The following is a 17,989-nucleotide window of genomic DNA, read 5'->3' as shown; positions in this document are numbered from 1 at the left end:
TTGTTTCTATATTCATTATACAATTCAGTGTTTTCTTTTCCCTTACTAAATCCTTAATTCTTCCTTAAGTTGTAAATACTGCTTGAACAAGCGGCAGCGACATACATAAAAACAAGCGGATTCATCAATATGATGTCCGCTTGTTGAATTGAATGCAGCAGTAAGAAGGCTAAAGCATGGTCTATTTTTGGTACAGAAGCTGAAAGTGCTGTAATCATCTCGATATTGAGATTGATTTTATGTTCTCCAGAGCTATTTCTTATGAATTAATCCGTTACCTTTATCAGCCCATCGTCACTTGATAGACGTAACTTATTAATTCCCTGCCCTATCTTGCCCGTCTTAAGATTTTCAGTATCCTCATTTTTTTTAAGTCCGTTAAGATTCAGGGCTATATCGGAAGATTCACTCTTGGCAGTAACAGATAAGGAAGTTGGAGCCTTTTTATAAGAAACTTCGATGTCGCCCGCTGCCGTATTCACATCTAAAGATTTCCCTTCCTTTGTATCCTTGATAGAAATCACTCCATCTACAGAGGTAACCTTTGCCTCAGAACTAATTACATCTTCCATATAGTTGTCGCCGCTTGTAGAAGTTATATGTAATTTTTCGATCGAACTATTTTCAACACTTAACATTCCATCCTTCGATGCAAACCTCCCTGAACTAGCGGAAACATCTTTAATTTTTCCATCACCCGCATTATTTTCAACAGCAATAGTATCAGCTGAGATGTCACTCATTTCTATATTTCCATCTTTACTAGTCAAATCAATATTATTTACGCCTGCTTCGGGTACATTAATATGAATAGTACCTTTCTTACCAAAAGTAAATCCTCCAAAAAAATCACCTTGTTCTTGTTCGTTTTGTCTGATCACTAATTCCTCCCCATCACTTTTGAATGTAACAGGGTCATCATTTATTTGTTTTCCCTCAGCGAAAATGGTCAATTCATTTGAATCACTCTTGTTAAGTCTTACCTCCCACGAATCACTATCTACTTTTAAGGTTTCAATATCATTTATGTCATAAGACTTATTCTTCTCAAAACTCTTTCCCTCTGCATTATAGCTATAGGCACCAAAAGCAAGCCCTCCAATTACAACAAATGCAACGCCTGTAGTTACAACCTTTTTCATTCCTCTTCCTCCTAATTTGTAGATTTCGTTTTATATTTTCATTCTATAAAATAAAGATTTCTTTCCTCTTACTAATTTCTTAATACTTCCTTACGTTACTTTTTAAAGCTGATTGAGGGAGGAAATAGCAGGCATTCGGTGGCATAAAAAAAACAAGCAGCCCTCCTGAAAGGAAGACTGCTTATTTCTAATGCTTTTTCAAATCAGCGGGCAAAAGAAGCTGACCAAAGTATGCGCCATTTACGCCCGCTGCTGGAATTCGTTAAATTTTATTCACTTACTTTCTGATAATAATAGACAAGTGTTTCCATCCCTTTATCGAAACTTTCCAATGGGAAGCTTTCATTCGGGGAATGGAGCCGGTCTTCCGGAGTCCCAAACCCAAGCAGAACCACTGGCATCTGGTAAACCGTATCAATCCATTCCACCACTGGAATCGAACCACCCATACGGACGAAGACTGTCTCCTTGCCAAAGGCTTGTGTCAAGCTTGCCGCTGCTTTTTGAATCAGCGGGTGATTCGGATCGACTTTATATGCTTTGGCTTTGAAAGGCTCCGGTCTTACCTCGACACGCACGCCAGCGGGGGCATGCTTCTTGATATGAGCCGTGATTTTTTCCACGATATCAACCGGATCCTGACCAGGTACAAGGCGGCTGGTGATTTTCGCTGTCGCCTCGGCCGGGATGATTGTTTTCGTACCTTCTCCTTGGTAACCGCCGTACATACCGTTGATCTCCAAAGTCGGACGAGCCATTGTATGCTCCTTGGCAGTATATCCCTTTTCAGATACTGCTTCTGGTACACCGACTGTCTGGACAAAGTCTTCTCCCGGTGCTTGGGCCATCAGTTTGCGTTCTTCTTCAGGCAATTCCTCCACACCATCATAGAAGCCTTCTACTTGGACAACTTCTTCCTCATCCTTCAAAGAACTTAGGATATGAGCCAATGCCTGGAGCGGATTACGGACAGCACCGCCATACATACCGGAATGCAAATCGCGATCTGGTCCGTACACAGAGAACTCAAGTGCAGCTGCACCTTTCAAACCATAAAGCATGGTTGGCTGCCCTGCTTCGACCATCCCGGAATCGCTGATGATGGCAAAATCTGCCTGGAATTGCTCGGTTTGCTCATGCAGTACCGCATGCAAATTCGTACTTCCGATTTCTTCCTCACCCTCGATGCATACTTTTACATTGATCGGCAAAGCTCCTTCTGTTTTCATGAAGGCTTCGAATACTGCCAGATGCATGAATACCTGACCTTTGTCATCACTCACACCGCGAGCATAAATACGACCGTTTCTTTCCGTCGGTTCGAATGGTTCACTATCCCAAAGCGGAAGCGGATCTGCAGGCTGTACATCATAATGACCATAAAAAAGTGCAGTCGGTTTGTCAGGACCTGCACCGAGCCATTCACCGGTTACGATCGGATGGCGTTCCGTCTCCTGGATTGTCACCTTATCGAATCCAATCTCTTTTAAATAGTCAGCTGTATAAGCGGCTGTCTTTGCAACGTCTTCTTTATATGTACTGTCTGTGCTGATACTTGGAATTCGAAGATATGTGTATAGCCTCTCCAGCAATTTCTCCCGATTCTCCTGTAAGTAAGCGACAACTTGATTCGTCATATGCATCACTCTTTCCTTTTCTTACTAGTGTAGCATAAATCGGCTGATTCTTGTTTAGGTTGTACCTGCAGGTGGAAACTAAACAAGAAATACATCGTGATATCAGGAGGAGAACTATGGGTAAAGTATTGATTGTTGCAACGAACCACGACAGCCTGAAACAGACGCCCCATACAACAGGACTCTGGTTCAGCGAGCTTACGAATTTTTACGACAAGTTAAAAACACGCCATGTCATGACAGTCATCAGTCCAAAGGGTGGCAATATACCGATAGATCACCGCAGTCTCACTGGGTTATTCAAAAGCCATAAGCTGCGGAAATACTATCGGGCACCCGGGTTCAGGAGATTGCTTGCGAACAGCCTATCGCCCCAGGAGGTAAATGCAGCCGATTATGATGCCATTTATTTCACCGGAGGTCACGGCACGATGTGGGATTTCCCTGAAAATAAGGAGCTGCAAAGGCTTACGCGGGATATATATGAGAATAGGGGAATCGTTGCCGCAGTATGCCACGGTCCGAGTGCATTGCTGCATGTAAAACTGTCTGACGGGGCTTACTTATTACAAGATAAGACAGTGACTGGTTATTCCGATCGTGAAGAAGCATTCAGCCTTAACAAACATGAAATCCCTTATAGCTTGGAAGAGAAGCTTAAGATACGTGCTCTAACGTACCGTAAAGCAAAAATGCCCTTCAAAGGACATGTCGAAGCGGATGACAGATTGATCACTGGCCAGAATCCAGCAAGTGTCAAAGGAGTTGCAAAAGCAGTCATCAATCGAATCGAACAAAAAGAATTTGCTGAGCATCCACGCTCCTTCCGTGCTGTACTGCGAATTCCCGAAGAAGAACAGATCTTAAGAAGAAAGCCAGCTCCGTAAAACGGAGCTGGCTTTTATCATTCTTCCATCGCTTGTTTCAAATCTTCGATCAAATCATCACCATCTTCAATACCGACACTGATTCGGATCAAACCATCCGTAATTCCCAATTCCGCTCTCCGCTCCTGCGGAATGGATGCATGTGTCATCTTCGCAGGTAGGGAAATAAGACTTTCCACTGCTCCTAGGCTTTCTGCCAAAATGAAATATTTCGTTTTGCGCAGTACTTGATCCGCTTTTTCGGCACTGCCGACATCGAAGGAGATCATACCGCCAAAGCCCTCTGCTTGACTTGCTGCAATATCATGTCCCTTATGATCGGAAAGACCCGGATAATAGATCGTGCTCACTCCTGGATGAGCTTGCAGGAATTCTACCAGCTTGGCACTATTCTTCTCGATTGCTTCCATGCGGATACCAAGTGTCTTGATTCCGCGGAGAAGCAGCCAGCTGTCCTGCGGTCCAAGTACGGCACCAGCTGAATTTTGGATGAAGTGCAGCTCTTCAGCGAGTTTTTCATCTTTCACGACAACCAGCCCTGATACGACGTCACTATGGCCGCCGATATATTTGGTCGCACTGTGCAGAACGATATCCGCACCTAGATCGATTGGATTTTGCCAATAAGGTGTTGCAAAAGTATTATCGACAATCAGCAGCAAATCATACTTTTTGGCAATCTCCGCCATCTTTCTGATATCGGTGATTTTCAATAACGGATTGGTCGGTGTTTCAACATAAATGGCTTTCGTCGCTGGGGTAATGGCTTGTTCAACGGCTTCTGGTGAACTCGTATCAACAAATGTATGCCCCAGTTGATAACGAGTCAACACTTTAGTCGCAAGACGGTAGCTGCCGCCGTATACATCATCCGTCATGACAACATGGCTGCCTGCTTCAAACAGCATCATGACAGAAGTGATGGCTGCCATGCCGGAACTGAATGCAAAGCCTCTTTTCCCGTTTTCCAATGCGGCAATTGTTTCTTCCAATGCATGACGCGTCGGATTGCCAGTACGGGAATATTCATAACCGGTATGTTCACCAGGTCCTGGTTGTTTATACGTACTTACTTGGTAAATTGGCACACTGACTGCGCCCGTATTTTCGTCCGATGTAATTCCACCGTGAATCATTTTTGTTTTCCGTCTCATCTTAATCCTCCTTGGTAGATCTGTTGACTAAGGTAGCGTTCGCTGCTGTCCGGGAAGATGGTCACAATCGTCGTCCCCGGCTTCGCTTTTTCTGCTTCCTTGAGCGCTGCACAAAAAGCAGATCCTGAAGAACTGCCGACAAGCAGCCCTTCTTTGACAGCCAGTTCTTTCACGTAATGAAATGCATCATCATCCGTGATGGTATGAATCGCATCAAAATAAGCAGTGTCCATATATCCAGGCAAAAACTCCATACCTATACCTTCTGTCCGATGCGATCCCGGAGCACCCCCATTAAGGATGGAACCCTCCGGTTCAACGATAACCGTCTTCACATCAGTCTTTTGATCCTTCAGATAACGTGCGGTTCCCATGAACGTGCCACCTGTCCCGCCTCCGGCAACAAATATATCCACATTACCCTCCAAGTCGCGCCAGATCTCCGGACCGAGTGTTTTATAATAAGTTTCAGGATTGGCTGGATTGGCAAATTGCTGTGGGCAATAGCTGCCAGGAATTTCATCCAGCAGCTCTTTGGCCTTTTTGATGGCGCCCGTCATCCCTTCAGATGTCGGTGTATTGATCACTTTCGCCCCAAGCGCCCTCATCAGCTCTTGTTTTTCCTGGCTGAATTTCTCCGGCACACAGAAGATGACGGAAACGTTCCTCTTCAAGGCTGCCAGCGCAATCCCGATACCGGTATTGCCTGCGGTAGGCTCGATGATCGTCCCATTTTCCTTCAGCTCTCCTGAGAGGAATGCCTCATCGATCAAATTAACTCCCAGCCGATCCTTCACACTTCCTCCAGGGTTATAAAACTCGAGCTTCGCAAATAAACGAACTCCCTCAGGCAGAGAAAAGTTCGTTATTTGCACAATCGGTGTATTCCCTATCAATTCATGCACTGAATTATAAACAGCCATTTTCTCCCTCTATTCAGCGAAAACTTGACGCCATTCATCTTTTTTGGAAAGCATTTCTTTCGCAATCTCCTGTGCACCCTCAAGGCTGTGGTTGGCAGCCCAGCCGCATTGCACTTCATTGCATGCCGGCACTTCCGTGGCATCCAGCACATCCTGCAATGTCTTTTCCAAAGCTTCGAGGATTTCATCATAGCTGTCATTATTCAAGATGGATACGTAGAATCCTGTTTGACATCCCATCGGACCGATATCAAGGATATTATCGATATGATTGCGAATATTTTCAGCCATCAAATGCTCCAAGGAATGCAGTCCCGGCATTTCCATAAATTCTTTATTCGGCTGCTTGAAGCGGATATCGTATTTGTATACTTTATCGTGCGTCCCTTCTGTAATGCCGACTAGACGCACATATGGTGCCGCTACTTTCGTGTGGTCAAGGTTGAAGCTTTCCACGTTCATTTTCTTTGTCATCATAGTTCCTCCCCTTACGCTTTTTCTGCTGTGATCAAGTAGACAAAGCGATTCATTTGCTTAAATGTAACATGAAATCCGTGTGTTTGGAAAATGTTGCGAAGGACTTGCATCGTCGTATAATATTCTGTCGTCAAATCCTTGACAAGCCTGTCATGCCCCTTATCCTGCTCTTCCTGAATCAGCTTGCTGCGTCCCTCTGCACCGGAGAATACCGTATCAGCAAAGATAATCTTTCCACCTTTGGACAAAAGCTTCGCATAGGCAGAAATCGCCTGCTCCTTCTCCTCATCAGTCAGATGGTGGAAAGCCCACGTACTGACGATGGCAGAAACCTCGTGCCCAGGGACTGGGAATGAAAGAAAATCGCCATCCACCAGTTGAAGCTGCGGGAATTTCCGGGAAGCATGCTCGCGCATCTCCTTAGACGGCTCGATACCCGTCACATCCAGTCCTTTGGCTAACAGCTTCTCGGAAAGATTGCCTGTTCCGACTCCGAATTCCAATGTATATCCATCTGCAGCATCAGCGACTGCCTGCAGTATCTCATTATATTTATCAAATACTTCTTTATATTGCGGATCCTGACCAGTGACCGTATCATCATACGTCTCTGCCCATTCATCGAACATATCGATAAATTCGCGGCCCATATCATCACCTCAAGTGTTATATCTTGAATATCCAAGTAAACTAATAAGATTTATTATGTTTATGACAGAATACCATAGTACCTCACTTTATTCAATGAAAAGATACGATGTCAGTCATAAATTCCACTTTTCAGTAATACCAGATCAACAACTATAAAAATAGTGGAAAAGTTACAAATTCATACTATATAATAAGGTGGAGAGGGGAGTGTTCGCCATGATCGATCTGCGTAGCGATACGGTCACCAAGCCATCAGAAGCGATGCGTAAGGCTGCTTATGAAGCAGAAGTCGGAGATGATGTCTATGGAGAGGACCCAGCTGTAAATGAGTTAGAGGAAACGGTTGCCGATTTACTTGGAAAGGAAGCCGCCTTATTCGTGCCAAGCGGCACTCAGGGGAATCAAATCGCAGTACTTTCTCATTGCAACCCTGGTAATGAAATTATCCTGGAAGAAGAATCGCATATCTTCCTTTATGAAGGCGCAGCTACGTCCATTTTTGCAGGCGTGCAGACTCGCACATTGAAAGGGGAACGCGGTGCATTTTGTCCGGAGGATTTGGCTGGGGCTATACGTAAAGATGATATTCATTTTCCCGAAACAGGCTTGATTTGTGTGGAAAATACCCATAACAAAGCTGGCGGGGCAGCAATCCCGATCGAGAATATGATGGTGACAGCCCAAATAGCGCGCGAACATCGGATTCCGATTCACATGGATGGTGCGCGACTGTTCAACGCCTCCGTTGCTACCGACATCAGCGCAGCGAAATACGCACAGTTGACCGATACCGTACAGATTTGTCTTTCCAAAGGATTGGGTGCACCTGTAGGCTCTGTCCTAGCCGGATCCGGTTTATTCATCGACAAGGCACGCAAATGGAGAAAACGCCTTGGAGGCGGCATGCGTCAAGCCGGCATTTTAGCGGCGCCTGGCCTTGTTGCCTTGCGTGAGAATGTAGAACGCCTCGCAGACGACCATGACAACGCCAAGCTATTGGCTGAAGGGCTTGCCGAGATCGACGGCATCGAGATCCTCAATAAAGTGGAAACGAATATCGTATTGGCTGATGTCAAAGGTACTGGTATGACAGCAGACGCTTATGTACAGCTGCTGAAGGAGCAGCAAGTACTGGCTAACGCTTTTGGTCCAACCAGTGTCCGTTTTGTCACACATTATGATGTAGGCAAAGGCGCAATCAAAAAAGCTTTAGCTGTTGCATCTTCCCTTACAAAACAGCCAAATTAAAAGAGAGGCTCCCTTTAAGGGGGCCTCTCTCATTTATCTTTCGTTATTCGGGAACACGCGATTCAGCATATTGCCGAATTCCAGGAAGAAGCCTTTCACCGGCTCTCCTTCATCGATTTTATCATTGTAGTCCTGTGCCATTTCCAGAAAATCAGGATCCGCTGACACATATACGTTATCGATGTCTTCATCGACTGATTTCACCGCTTTTTCCACATCGCGTTTCATCTGATCTGTTACATCATTATTGTTGTTGTCGCCAGTCGCTGTGTTACCCATACCATTGTTGCCCGTATTGTCATCGTCATTTTTCATATCCACCGCTACGAAAGCATTGTTATCCGTTGTAAATACATAAGCATTATCCACACCTTTGACTTCTTCCACTTTTTTCGCTGCATCATCTGCAACCTGGTAACGCGGCTGCTGGTCGTCGCCGTTGTGCTGGCGATCATCGACATCCGTCGTATTATCGCTATTGCGGTGTACCAGATTATTATCTGTATTATTGTACCGTGTTGGTTCCACATTGCCATTCCTGCCCATGCCGGTATCATTGTTATCGTCGTTCTGACAAGCTGTAAGTGTGATGGCAGCAAGGGCAGCCATACTGATCATTTTCCATTTTTTCATTGGTGTATCCTCCTTTGATTTGCCATTCTGCGCTTAGTATGTACGGATTTTTTCACCCTATTCAAAGTTGATGGAGAAGTGTTTATATCTGCCAGCAATGTTCTCACAGAATAGAGGGATACTAAACGTACCCTGACAGGAAGGGGATACCGTAATGAAAGTCCAGGATTATGAAAAAGCATTGTTGTTTACAATTTGGGGCCAATGGGATGATCTGCTAGTCCTTATGGTACGCACAAATGATGATTTGCTTTCCAAGCGAATCGAGATTTTCCTGCACGCATTCCACTATCCCTCCGAACAGCATGCAGTCGTCAAATCACATGAAGAGCTGCTGCAATATATCGATCATGCCTTGGGTCATACAACTTTATATGCCTTGGATGTATAATAGAAGACTCGAGCACAATGGCTCGAGTCTTCTTCAGTGATCCTCCGGCGTTTCACTTTCTAAATTCTTGAATCGCAGTTCGAATAAATCCTTACGGCGATCGTGCAGGTGTCGAACCGTACCTGTTTTTCTCTGGCGCTGTAAAATCTCTAAATCGACATCACCGACGACGACCGTCTCGATATTCGGCGGACACTCCCCGACAATTCCATCCCGCGCGAATTCAAAATCGGAAGGCGTGAATATGCCTGACTGCGCATATTGAATATCCATATTTTCCACTTGCGTCAAGTTACCGACTGTTCCTGCTATGACTGTATAAACTTGATTCTCCACAGCACGGGCTTGCGCACAATATCGAACACGTAAATATCCTTGGCGGTCATCTGTACAGAATGGAACGAAAATGATATTCGCTCCCTGATCCACAGCATGACGTGCCAGCTCCGGGAATTCGATGTCATAACAAATTTGGATTGCAATTCGCCCGCAATCCGTATCAAATACTTTCACTGTATCACCAGGCTGAATTCCCCACCACTTTTTCTCATTTGGTGTGACGTGAATTTTATATTGCTTCTCGATCGTGCCGTCACGGCGAAATAGATAAGCGATATTATAAATATGATCGTCCTCTTCCACAAAATGCGAGCCGCCGACAATATTGACATTGTAGCGAACTGCCAAATCTGTGAATAGTTCAATATACTGCTCTGTGAATTCAGATAATTTCCGAACCGCTTTGGATGGTACCTTTTCTTCGAGGAAACTCATGAGCTGCGTCGTGAAAATCTCCGGGAAGACAGCGAAATCCGATCCGAAATCATAGGCAACATCCACATAATACTCCACTTGCCTCGCGAATTCCTCAAACGATTCGATTTGCTTCATCATATATTGGATGACCGTGACTCGAACGGGATAAGCAGTTTTGAAATGGCGTTTGGACTTCGCATGGTATTCGATGTTATTCCATTCCATCAATGTTGCGAAAGTTGCTGATTGTTTGTCATCAGGCAAATAATCGCGGTTGATCCGCATAACACGGAAACCATTCATCATTTGGAAGGTCAGTACGGGATCATAGATGTTCTGTGCTTCCACTTCCTCGACATACTGACGCGGTGTCAGTTCGTGGCTGTATTTGTGATAATTCGGAATCCTTCCACCAATGATGATGCTTTTCAGATTCATCTCTGCGGCCAATTCCTTACGCGCTTCATAAAGGCGCTTCCCGATTTTCATTCCTTGGTATTCCGGATGCACCATGACCTCGATGCCATACAAATTGAAACCCTCCGGATTGTGGTTGGTAATATAACCTTCATCTGTAATGTCATCCCACGTATGACGATCATCGTACTCATTAAAATTGACAATCAAGCTGGAACAGCTGCCAATGATTTTGCCATCCAATTCCACGCAGAACTGTCCTTCGGGAAATATATCGATATGGCTTTTCAGATGACTCTTCTTCCATGGATCCATGCCAGGGAAACATACTTTCTGCATATCCAGGATTTGATCGATATCCGACTCTGTGATATTTCGTAAAACCACTTTTTTCTCAAACTGTGACAAATCAAGTTCAGACATAACCGCTACCCTCTCTATCGGAAAAGTTCCTTATTATCCTTACCCTTCCCATTATGCAAGTAGTCCTATTATGAACAAAAGCCTATTCAGTCATATCAGTTTTTTTCGGAAACAGCTTTTTTATCTTTATCATCTTCATTTCTTCTGTCTTGATGTCCGGGAGGCGTGGGTTTCTTTTTATGTTCCTGCTTGTCATGGCCATATGTTTTCTCTTTTTCCTTACCACGAGGTTTATTCTCATCCGAATTGTTGTGACTCTTCATGTCGTTTCTTTCTTTTTCAGCGGCCGCTGATTTCCTATTCGCCTTCTCCTGCATTTTTTCCGCTTTTCTCGCCTGCTTTTCCGTTTCTTTTGCCTGTTTCTTTTCTTCTTTCAGTTGTTTTTTTGCTGCTTCGGATTGATTGGCCTCCTGAGGCTCTCCGCTAGGTTCGTCAGCCAAATCGACATCCGTATCTTCTCTCTCTTTCACGGATTGTTTCACGACAGCAGAGGCAGGCTTTGCATCCATGTCATCCTTCTTCTTTTTGGAAGTCTCATCTTGCTCTGCTCCTTGTTCTTTCACATCATCTTTATAGAAATCTTTTATAATGGCTGAATCCGATTGTGTAAGAGCTGAATCAGACTGGGATGAATTCCCCTCAAGAATGGTCTGTGCCATGATTTCATTCATTGATTTATGCTCATCCTGAGCTGTTTGGCGTACCTTATCGGGCACCTGGAAGGAGGCGATATGTAATGTATTGTTGAATGTGTTGACCGAACCTTCCAATATACTGGTCAACTGCTTATCTTCCTGCTTGGTATCTATATAATTGACACCTATGATAATACTTTCCGAGTCAGTTAAAAGACCTAAATCACTCGATTTACGCAAAATACTGGCAGCAACCTTTTCGACAGGTTCACCCTGCCAATCATTCAGAGCAGCGAGTACCTTTTTCGCATCTTCATTCAAAGCAGCCACAGAGACAACATCCATACGATTATTGACCTTCAATTCAATGCTCGGATTGAAATCGAGGCTGACATATGCGTATGCTTTGTTGCCATTGTACCAGGAATAAACAGGGAATAATGCCAGCACAAATACAAGTACCAACACGGCTACGCGCATGAAATCCTTCATAGATGGCGTCCAATGTCTGATTCTTGTTCTTCTGACTAGTTCCTGTGCACTGAATTCGACTTCTTGTCCGATCTCTGCCTGTTCTTGCATACTGATTTCCTGGAATGTTCCTTCACTGGTAAGCACGATGGTGCTCCGGCGGCTTTGCTTGACGACGACTCCTCTTTTCACTAACTCACCCCCTTCATATAATCCTTCAGGTAGATATAGTCCTCGCTGAGAATGATGAAAATGGCGAGGATATACTTCCTATTCCTTTCTAATGTCTTCTTGCTTACTGATACCTTTTCGACGAGTTGTTTAATGGGGATTTTCTTCTTTCTATTCACATAATCCCGCATCTCACAATCTGCATGAAGAATCTTTGCTGCTTCGATTGCCGATTCCCTGGCATCACGGTGCTTTGGTGCGACATGGATCAACTCTTGAAACGAAAGTTTAAACTCTTTCAATTTCCTATCATATTCCTCTATCTCAGCCCGGCGATACCATGTTTCCGTTTCCTGAATATAAGCTGTTTGTGCTGCTTCCGCTTCACGTGGATTCTCACTATCATCTTCATACAACTCATCCAAAGAAGCAGCGGGAAGACGGATCTGCTCCCGTCTGATATAGTCAATCGTCTTTCGTTTGATTACGAGCTTGGCAAATGAAAGGAAGGAGCTCCCTTTGTCATCGGCATAAGCAAGCATCGCTTCATTGAAAGCAGAAAGGCCGATGCTGAATTCTTCATCCTTGGATGGATCGATAAATCTGCGGCAAACCTCGGAAACAGATTTCGCTATAAATGGCTGATAGCTCTCGATCAGCTCATTCTGCATCTCGGTATTCCCGGCCTGCACTTGTTTGATCTGTTCTTCTAATTTTCCGCGGTTAGGATCATTAGACTGGCGTAGATACAAGACCTATCACCTCCAGCCTTCTATATTTTTCGTAACATAATTGTAATTTTCGGGTGTAACGAGTTAAATTCATTTGTAAATTTCGTATCAGTTCATTTGTGATTTTTATATATGACATATGACTTACTCCAATACTTCACCAATATGCCTATCATACAACACCCGGATAGAAAGCTGCTTCTCAAAATAATTACAAAAAAATTAAATCTCTGCAACAATAAAGCGCATGAAAAAGCCATCCTGTATATTCAGGACGGCTTTTCGTCAACCAGCTGAACGCTTTATACTGCTCTGCTGCATCAAATGCATCTGATAATATTGTCCCTGCTTCTCCAATAGGGACATATGATTGCCATGTTCCAATATCTTCCCTTGATCCAGGACAAAAATCTGGTCAGCGTGCATGATAGTCGAAAGTCGATGTGCGATGACCAATGTTGTCCTGCCTTGTTTCAATACGTCCAATGCACGCTGGATGATTGCCTCCGTTTCCGTATCGATATTGGCTGTCGCTTCATCCAGTATCAAAATGGACGGATTAAAAGCCAATGCCCTCGCAAAGGATACAAGCTGCCGTTCTCCCATGGATAGCGTGGCTCCGCCTTCTTTGACTGGTTCATCGTATTGTTTCGGCAGTTTGGAAATAAATTGCTCCGCACCGACCGCTTTCAATGCCTCGATAGCCATTTCCCGAGAAATATCCGGATTGTTCATCGTCACATTCGTCAAGATCGTTCCGGTGAAAAGGAATGGATCCTGCAGCACGATGCCCATACTACTGCGGACTTGCTGTCGCGACATTTCTTTTGTATCGAAACCATCAATCGTTATTTTGCCTTCTTGATGATCATAAAACCGGAATAGTAAATTCATGATGGAACTTTTTCCAGAACCAGTATGACCAACGAATGCAGCCGTCTGCCCGCTTTTCACCTGAAAACTTAAATCTTTCAGCACATAATCTTTATCATTATAAGCGAAACTGACATGCTCGAAAGCTATTTCACCTCGGTTTTTTTCGCGCTTGGCTTGAGAATCCACATCTTCCCCTGATTCATCGAGCAGCTGGAATACCCGCGAAGCAGCGACACGCGCCTGTTCCAGAAGCGGCAGCTGGTTCACTGCATCCGTAATCGGATTGAACAAACGGTTCAAGTAATCGACAAATGCGTAAAGCACACCTACGGTAACGATGGAACCACCGGTCACGGCAGCACCTCCGAAATACCAAATGAACGCGACAAAAGCTAGGTTACGCAGCACTGTCACCAAGTTATGGGACGTCAGGGCACTTAATTTCATCAGCTTACGCTGATAGATGAAGTTCCGCGTATTGAGCACTTCGAATTCTTCTTTTGTCTTTTGCTCTCGGTTGAACGCCTGGATGATCGGCATACCCTGGATAGATTCGTTAATACTTCCGTTAATCTCACTGACTGTTTTCCGGACGACTTTATTGTATTTCGTACCAAAATACTTATATACCTTCATCCAAGCCCAAAAAATCGGAATCACGAGTAAGCAAATGGCAGCGAGTTTGGCATTCAGGACGAACATCGCGACAAAGATACCACCCATATAAACGAAACTTGTCACAAATGTTGCCAGTACCCGTTCATATAAATCACGGATTGCTTCTGTATCGTTGGTGATCCTCGCAACGATCGTTCCCGCTGGGCGATCCACATAATAATTGATCGGGACACGCTGCGTATGAGCAAAAATTTCATTGCGCATTGTTCGTACGATTTTATTGGATGCTTGCTGGAGCAGGAATGTCTTCCAAAACTGAAATATTGCCGCAATGAACAAAAGTGCTGCATACACGATCAGCAAGATGATGATCGGCTGGAATTGCGGCCTGAAAAATTCATATAAATCCCCAGCAGAAAGCCTCGTTCCCGCTGCTTCTTCTATCCCTTGAGGACCATCCACCGTTATCATGCCATCTCCATAGGATTTGGAACCTTCCAAAGGTAAAGCGCCATCTGCAAAATAAAAATACCTGCCGATTTGCATGATGGTTACTTCTGAGATGGCATCTGCTTTCGAGACAAGCTCATCCGAACGGATATAAGTCTTTCCCGCGTAATCAACTGTATGGTCGGACTTGTTTTCCACCTCATACCAAGTGGACTCGATTCCAAGGATGTGATGGTCGATTATTCGAGCAGCGATCAACGGACCTGCCAGCTCGAGCACCACTGCAATGAGCAGGCAGACGAGTCCGATATTGATCGTCTTCTTATTACTTAATGCATATTTGAATAATCTTCGTTCCGTCGTATCTTTCTTCATGAGGAGATAACCTCCTTATCCTCCAGCTGCTGCAAATGATACTGGCTTGCATACCAGCCATTTGCTGCAAGCAGCTCTTCGTGTGTACCGCGCTCTATGATGCTTCCAGCCTCAAGCACGATGATTTGTTCTGCATGCTTGACAGCCGAAAGACGATGGGCTGCGATGATAGTCGTTTTATCCTGGCGCTCTTGCTTCAAATGTTCGATGATATTGGCTTCGGTTTTTCCATCGACTGCACTCATGGAATCATCCAAAATCAATATTTCCGGGTTCTTGATAAAAGCACGCGCCAGAGCAACACGCTGTTTTTGTCCCCCAGAAAGCGTTACCCCGCTTTCCCCTACTTTTGTATCCAAACCTTCAGGAAGGCTCTGGATATCCGTAAGAAAATGGGCAAGCTCCATGACACGGAAAATTTCTTCATCGGATGCATCTTGTTTCCCATATCGTATGTTCTCCCGAATCGTTTTCGAAAAGAGAATTTGTTCTTGTGGTACATAACCGATCCAGCTGCGCGTCTTCTCCAAAGCGAACCGGTCAATCGGAGTGCCTCCAAGTTGTAGTCGCCCCTTCCCAGGTGGATATTGACGGAGCAGCTGTTTGAACAATGTCGATTTGCCGGCTCCTGTTTTCCCGACGACACCAAGCGTCGTCCCCTGCTTGATTTCAAGGGTGATGTCATGGAGGCGCTCCGTATCATTGCCTGGGTAAGAGAAACTTGCGCTATCAAACACAATATCTCCCGGCCGCTGTTGATCCACAGGCTGTTTGGGGTCGATTACATCGGCTGGATAATCAAGCGTCGTATTGACACGATCCAAGGATGCATTCCCCCGCTGCAGGACATTGATCAATTCACCTACAGCAAACATCGGCCAAATAAGCATCCCAAGGTACATATTGAACGATACTAGATTCCCTAATGTAATTTCATTTTGAAAGACGAGCAAGGCGCCATAGCCGATTCCAATCGTGTAAGAAAGCCCGACAAGCACTTTCATTGTCGGTTCGAATAACGCATCGATCTTCGCTACCTTGATATTCTTCTGATAAACATCTTCCGTCATATCCTGAAATCGCTGTTCATCTTGCTTTTCTTGAACGAATGCCCGTGTTACCCGGATTCCGCGGATGGATTCCAGCACTTCATTATTCAAGTTACCGAAAGCTTCCTGGGCTTCTGTAAACCGTTCATTGATTGCCCCTCCATATTTATGCATCACAATGGCCATGATAGGCATCGGGATGAGGGCAACCAGCGTCAGTTCCCAGCTAATCGAAAATCCCATAATGGCAATGATCATGAGCATAAAAATACTTGAATCCACCAACGTCAGTACCCCAAACCCGCTCGTCAGATAGATGGCCCTCAAATCATTTGTGCCTTGCGCCATTAAGTCCCCTACTTTTTTCTTATCGAAGAATGTAGGAGTCATACGGAAGAAATGTCCCATCAGCTTGGAACGCATTAATCTCTCCAGGATCGCGGATCCGCTGAACAGTGTATAATCCCACACATAGGAAATGACATAGTGCAAAACAATCAGCAACAGGAACAATCCGATAACCTGCCAGATTCTTTCCGAAGTCAGCGCGTTATAATTGATCTCATCAATGGTCAGACCGATCAGTTTTGGCGGAATCAGACCGATCAAGCTGGCTAGTATAAGGGCGATAATCGCAATCGTATATCGCTTCCAGTATTTAAGAAAAAACCAATCCAATTTCTTTAACACATCAAACATGCTGTCCCCAACCTTCTCTCACGAATTTGTCCATACGGTTCAGCTAACCATCATCATTCCAATCTTCTTCCCATTTTCTTGTCTGTACGTTCAGCATAGCCCTTCCTCCTTTTTCTTGTTATGATAAAAACCCGGGATTCAGGGGCTAATATCAACAAACCTTTCATTTTGCGCATAAAAAAAACGCGCACGCCCGCAGACGTACACGTTCTTGGAAGTATGCAGCAAGCGATATGCGGCAGACTCCGTCCAGAAAAAGTCAAACTTCTAAAAGTACCGAACAAAGGAGGAGCTGCCCACTATGAAATTGGCCTTGAAAACTATTGTCCGCTTGTTCATTTTGGGTTCCTCCTTCCAATTGTTATTTTATGCATAATAAGTATATACATACCGGTCAAAAAAGGTCAACGATATTTTCAAATAATTTGATTAATAGGCAATAGATAAACAATTGCCCTGGTATGATAAACTAAAGAAGATAACAAAAAAAAGGAGTGTCACGGTCTATGTTATTAGATGACATCTTGGTTCATAACCAAAAATTCGTAGAAGACAAAGAATATGCACAATATGAAACAGACAAGTTCCCTTCCAGGAAAGCTGTCATCCTGACATGTATGGATGCCCGTTTGCTTGAACTGCTTCCCAAAGCACTCAATCTCAAAAATGGTGATGCAAAAATGATCCAGAATGCAGGTGCAATGCTCGTTGACACTTCTGATAGTGCCATGAAAAGTATTTTAGTAGCCATCCATGCCTTGAAGGGTGAAGAAGTCTTTGTTATTGGACACAAAGACTGCGGCATGCACCATCTTCATGGTACAGACTTGCTCGAACAAATCGGCAGGCAAGGCGGAGATGTCGAGACATACTTGCGCCAATCTTCCAGTGAAGATATTGCCAATACATGGTTCGACGGCTTCAACAGTGTCGAAGAATCTGTAGCAAGCAGTGCTTCCTTGATTGCGAACCATCCATTGCTTCCAAAACAAGTACCAGTGCATGCTTTAGTGATCGATCCGGCAACTGGTGAATTGACCGTCGTCAAAAATGGATATGAAAAAACCAACTGACAAAATGGGGACTGACCCCTGTTATTGAGACAGGGATCAAAACACCTTCAAACAGCCAATTGCCGATATTGTATCGGTGATTGGTTGTTTAGTTTCGTTTGA

The 17,989-nt window shown here is 44.5% G+C and carries 16 protein-coding genes; 4 read left to right on the top strand and 12 right to left on the bottom strand.

The genetic code is table 11. From position 1 onward, the window contains the following. Nucleotides 1-266: 266 nt before the first annotated feature. Together BLQ53_RS08190 and BLQ53_RS08185 are read right to left on the bottom strand one after the other, a co-directional pair. Nucleotides 267-1,142 (bottom strand): DUF4097 family beta strand repeat-containing protein, encoded by an 876-nt coding sequence (locus BLQ53_RS08190; protein WP_093726825.1) that lies wholly within the window; start codon nt 1,140-1,142, stop codon nt 267-269. A gap of 269 nt (nt 1,143-1,411) precedes the next feature. Further along, nucleotides 1,412-2,779 (bottom strand): dipeptidase, encoded by a 1,368-nt coding sequence (locus BLQ53_RS08185; protein ID WP_093726824.1) that lies wholly within the window; start codon nt 2,777-2,779, stop codon nt 1,412-1,414. A gap of 116 nt (nt 2,780-2,895) precedes the next feature. Between BLQ53_RS08185 and BLQ53_RS08180 the strand changes: the two genes are divergently transcribed. After that, on the top strand, nt 2,896-3,666 hold the full coding sequence (locus BLQ53_RS08180) for a type 1 glutamine amidotransferase domain-containing protein (protein ID WP_093726823.1): 771 nt from the start codon (nt 2,896-2,898) through the stop codon (nt 3,664-3,666). 17 nt (nt 3,667-3,683) lie between these two features. Here the strand turns inward: BLQ53_RS08180 and BLQ53_RS08175 are convergent, their stop codons facing one another. Genes BLQ53_RS08175 through BLQ53_RS08160 form a run of 4 tightly spaced genes read right to left on the bottom strand, consistent with a single transcriptional unit; the run spans nt 3,684 to nt 6,870 of the window. Beyond that, complete coding sequence (locus tag BLQ53_RS08175) at nt 3,684-4,820, bottom strand: bifunctional cystathionine gamma-lyase/homocysteine desulfhydrase (RefSeq protein ID WP_093726822.1); 1,137 nt, start codon at nt 4,818-4,820, stop codon at nt 3,684-3,686. Next, nucleotides 4,817-5,743, bottom strand: a complete 927-nt coding sequence (locus BLQ53_RS08170) for a PLP-dependent cysteine synthase family protein (protein WP_093726821.1) — start codon at nt 5,741-5,743, stop codon at nt 4,817-4,819. Before BLQ53_RS08170 ends, BLQ53_RS08175 begins: the two co-directional genes overlap by 4 nt. A 9-nt stretch (nt 5,744-5,752) precedes the next feature. Continuing rightward, nucleotides 5,753-6,217 carry an S-ribosylhomocysteine lyase gene (locus BLQ53_RS08165; protein ID WP_093726820.1) on the bottom strand — a complete coding sequence of 155 codons (465 nt, stop codon included), beginning with the start codon at nt 6,215-6,217 and terminating at the stop codon, nt 5,753-5,755. A 14-nt stretch (nt 6,218-6,231) separates the two neighbouring features. Further along, nucleotides 6,232-6,870: a class I SAM-dependent DNA methyltransferase gene (locus BLQ53_RS08160; RefSeq protein ID WP_093726819.1), complete on the bottom strand. Its 639-nt coding sequence runs from the start codon at nt 6,868-6,870 to the stop codon at nt 6,232-6,234. 217 nt (nt 6,871-7,087) lie between these two features. Here BLQ53_RS08160 and ltaE point away from each other — a divergent pair, with 217 nt between their 5' ends. Beyond that, entirely contained in the window at nt 7,088-8,119 is a 1,032-nt protein-coding gene (ltaE, locus tag BLQ53_RS08155) for a low-specificity L-threonine aldolase (protein ID WP_093726818.1), read from the top strand. A 33-nt stretch (nt 8,120-8,152) separates the two neighbouring features. Here the strand turns inward: ltaE and BLQ53_RS08150 are convergent, their stop codons facing one another. After that, a complete protein-coding gene (locus BLQ53_RS08150; protein ID WP_093726817.1) occupies nt 8,153-8,752 on the bottom strand; it encodes a YhcN/YlaJ family sporulation lipoprotein in 600 nt (199 codons plus the stop codon). A 154-nt stretch (nt 8,753-8,906) separates the two neighbouring features. On the opposite strand from BLQ53_RS08150, the gene BLQ53_RS08145 reads away from it, so the two are divergent. Next, nucleotides 8,907-9,143 carry a YhdB family protein gene (locus tag BLQ53_RS08145; RefSeq protein WP_093726816.1) on the top strand — a complete coding sequence of 79 codons (237 nt, stop codon included), beginning with the start codon at nt 8,907-8,909 and terminating at the stop codon, nt 9,141-9,143. Between the two features lie 33 nt (nt 9,144-9,176). Here BLQ53_RS08145 and BLQ53_RS08140 read toward each other — a convergent pair whose 3' ends face one another. From BLQ53_RS08140 to BLQ53_RS08120, 5 genes are all read right to left on the bottom strand, one after another. Next, nucleotides 9,177-10,739, bottom strand: a complete 1,563-nt coding sequence (locus BLQ53_RS08140; protein WP_093726815.1) for a bifunctional GNAT family N-acetyltransferase/carbon-nitrogen hydrolase family protein — start codon at nt 10,737-10,739, stop codon at nt 9,177-9,179. Between the two features lie 95 nt (nt 10,740-10,834). Beyond that, nucleotides 10,835-12,037, bottom strand: a complete 1,203-nt coding sequence (locus BLQ53_RS08135) for an anti-sigma factor domain-containing protein (protein WP_093726814.1) — start codon at nt 12,035-12,037, stop codon at nt 10,835-10,837. Then, nucleotides 12,037-12,768 carry an RNA polymerase sigma-I factor gene (gene sigI / locus BLQ53_RS08130; RefSeq protein ID WP_244499299.1) on the bottom strand — a complete coding sequence of 244 codons (732 nt, stop codon included), beginning with the start codon at nt 12,766-12,768 and terminating at the stop codon, nt 12,037-12,039. Before sigI ends, BLQ53_RS08135 begins: the two co-directional genes overlap by 1 nt. Before the next feature lie 264 nt (nt 12,769-13,032). After that, entirely contained in the window at nt 13,033-15,066 is a 2,034-nt protein-coding gene (locus BLQ53_RS08125) for an ABC transporter ATP-binding protein (RefSeq protein ID WP_093726813.1), read from the bottom strand. Next, nucleotides 15,063-16,814 (bottom strand): ABC transporter ATP-binding protein, encoded by a 1,752-nt coding sequence (locus BLQ53_RS08120; RefSeq protein WP_093726812.1) that lies wholly within the window; start codon nt 16,812-16,814, stop codon nt 15,063-15,065. The genes BLQ53_RS08125 and BLQ53_RS08120 overlap by 4 nt, the downstream gene beginning before the upstream one ends. 506 nt (nt 16,815-17,320) lie before the next feature. On the opposite strand from BLQ53_RS08120, the gene BLQ53_RS08115 reads away from it, so the two are divergent. Further along, the gene (locus BLQ53_RS08115; RefSeq protein WP_093726811.1) at nt 17,321-17,887 is read left to right on the top strand and encodes a beta-class carbonic anhydrase; all 567 of its coding nucleotides are present in this window, start codon (nt 17,321-17,323) and stop codon (nt 17,885-17,887) included. Nucleotides 17,888-17,989: the final 102 nt, after the last annotated feature.

It is taken from the genome of Terribacillus halophilus, assembly GCF_900101385.1.
Lineage (GTDB): Bacteria > Bacillota > Bacilli > Bacillales > Amphibacillaceae > Terribacillus > Terribacillus halophilus.
The sequence above is the reverse complement of the archived record's forward strand: the minus strand, read 5'-3'. Positions and strand labels throughout refer to the sequence as shown.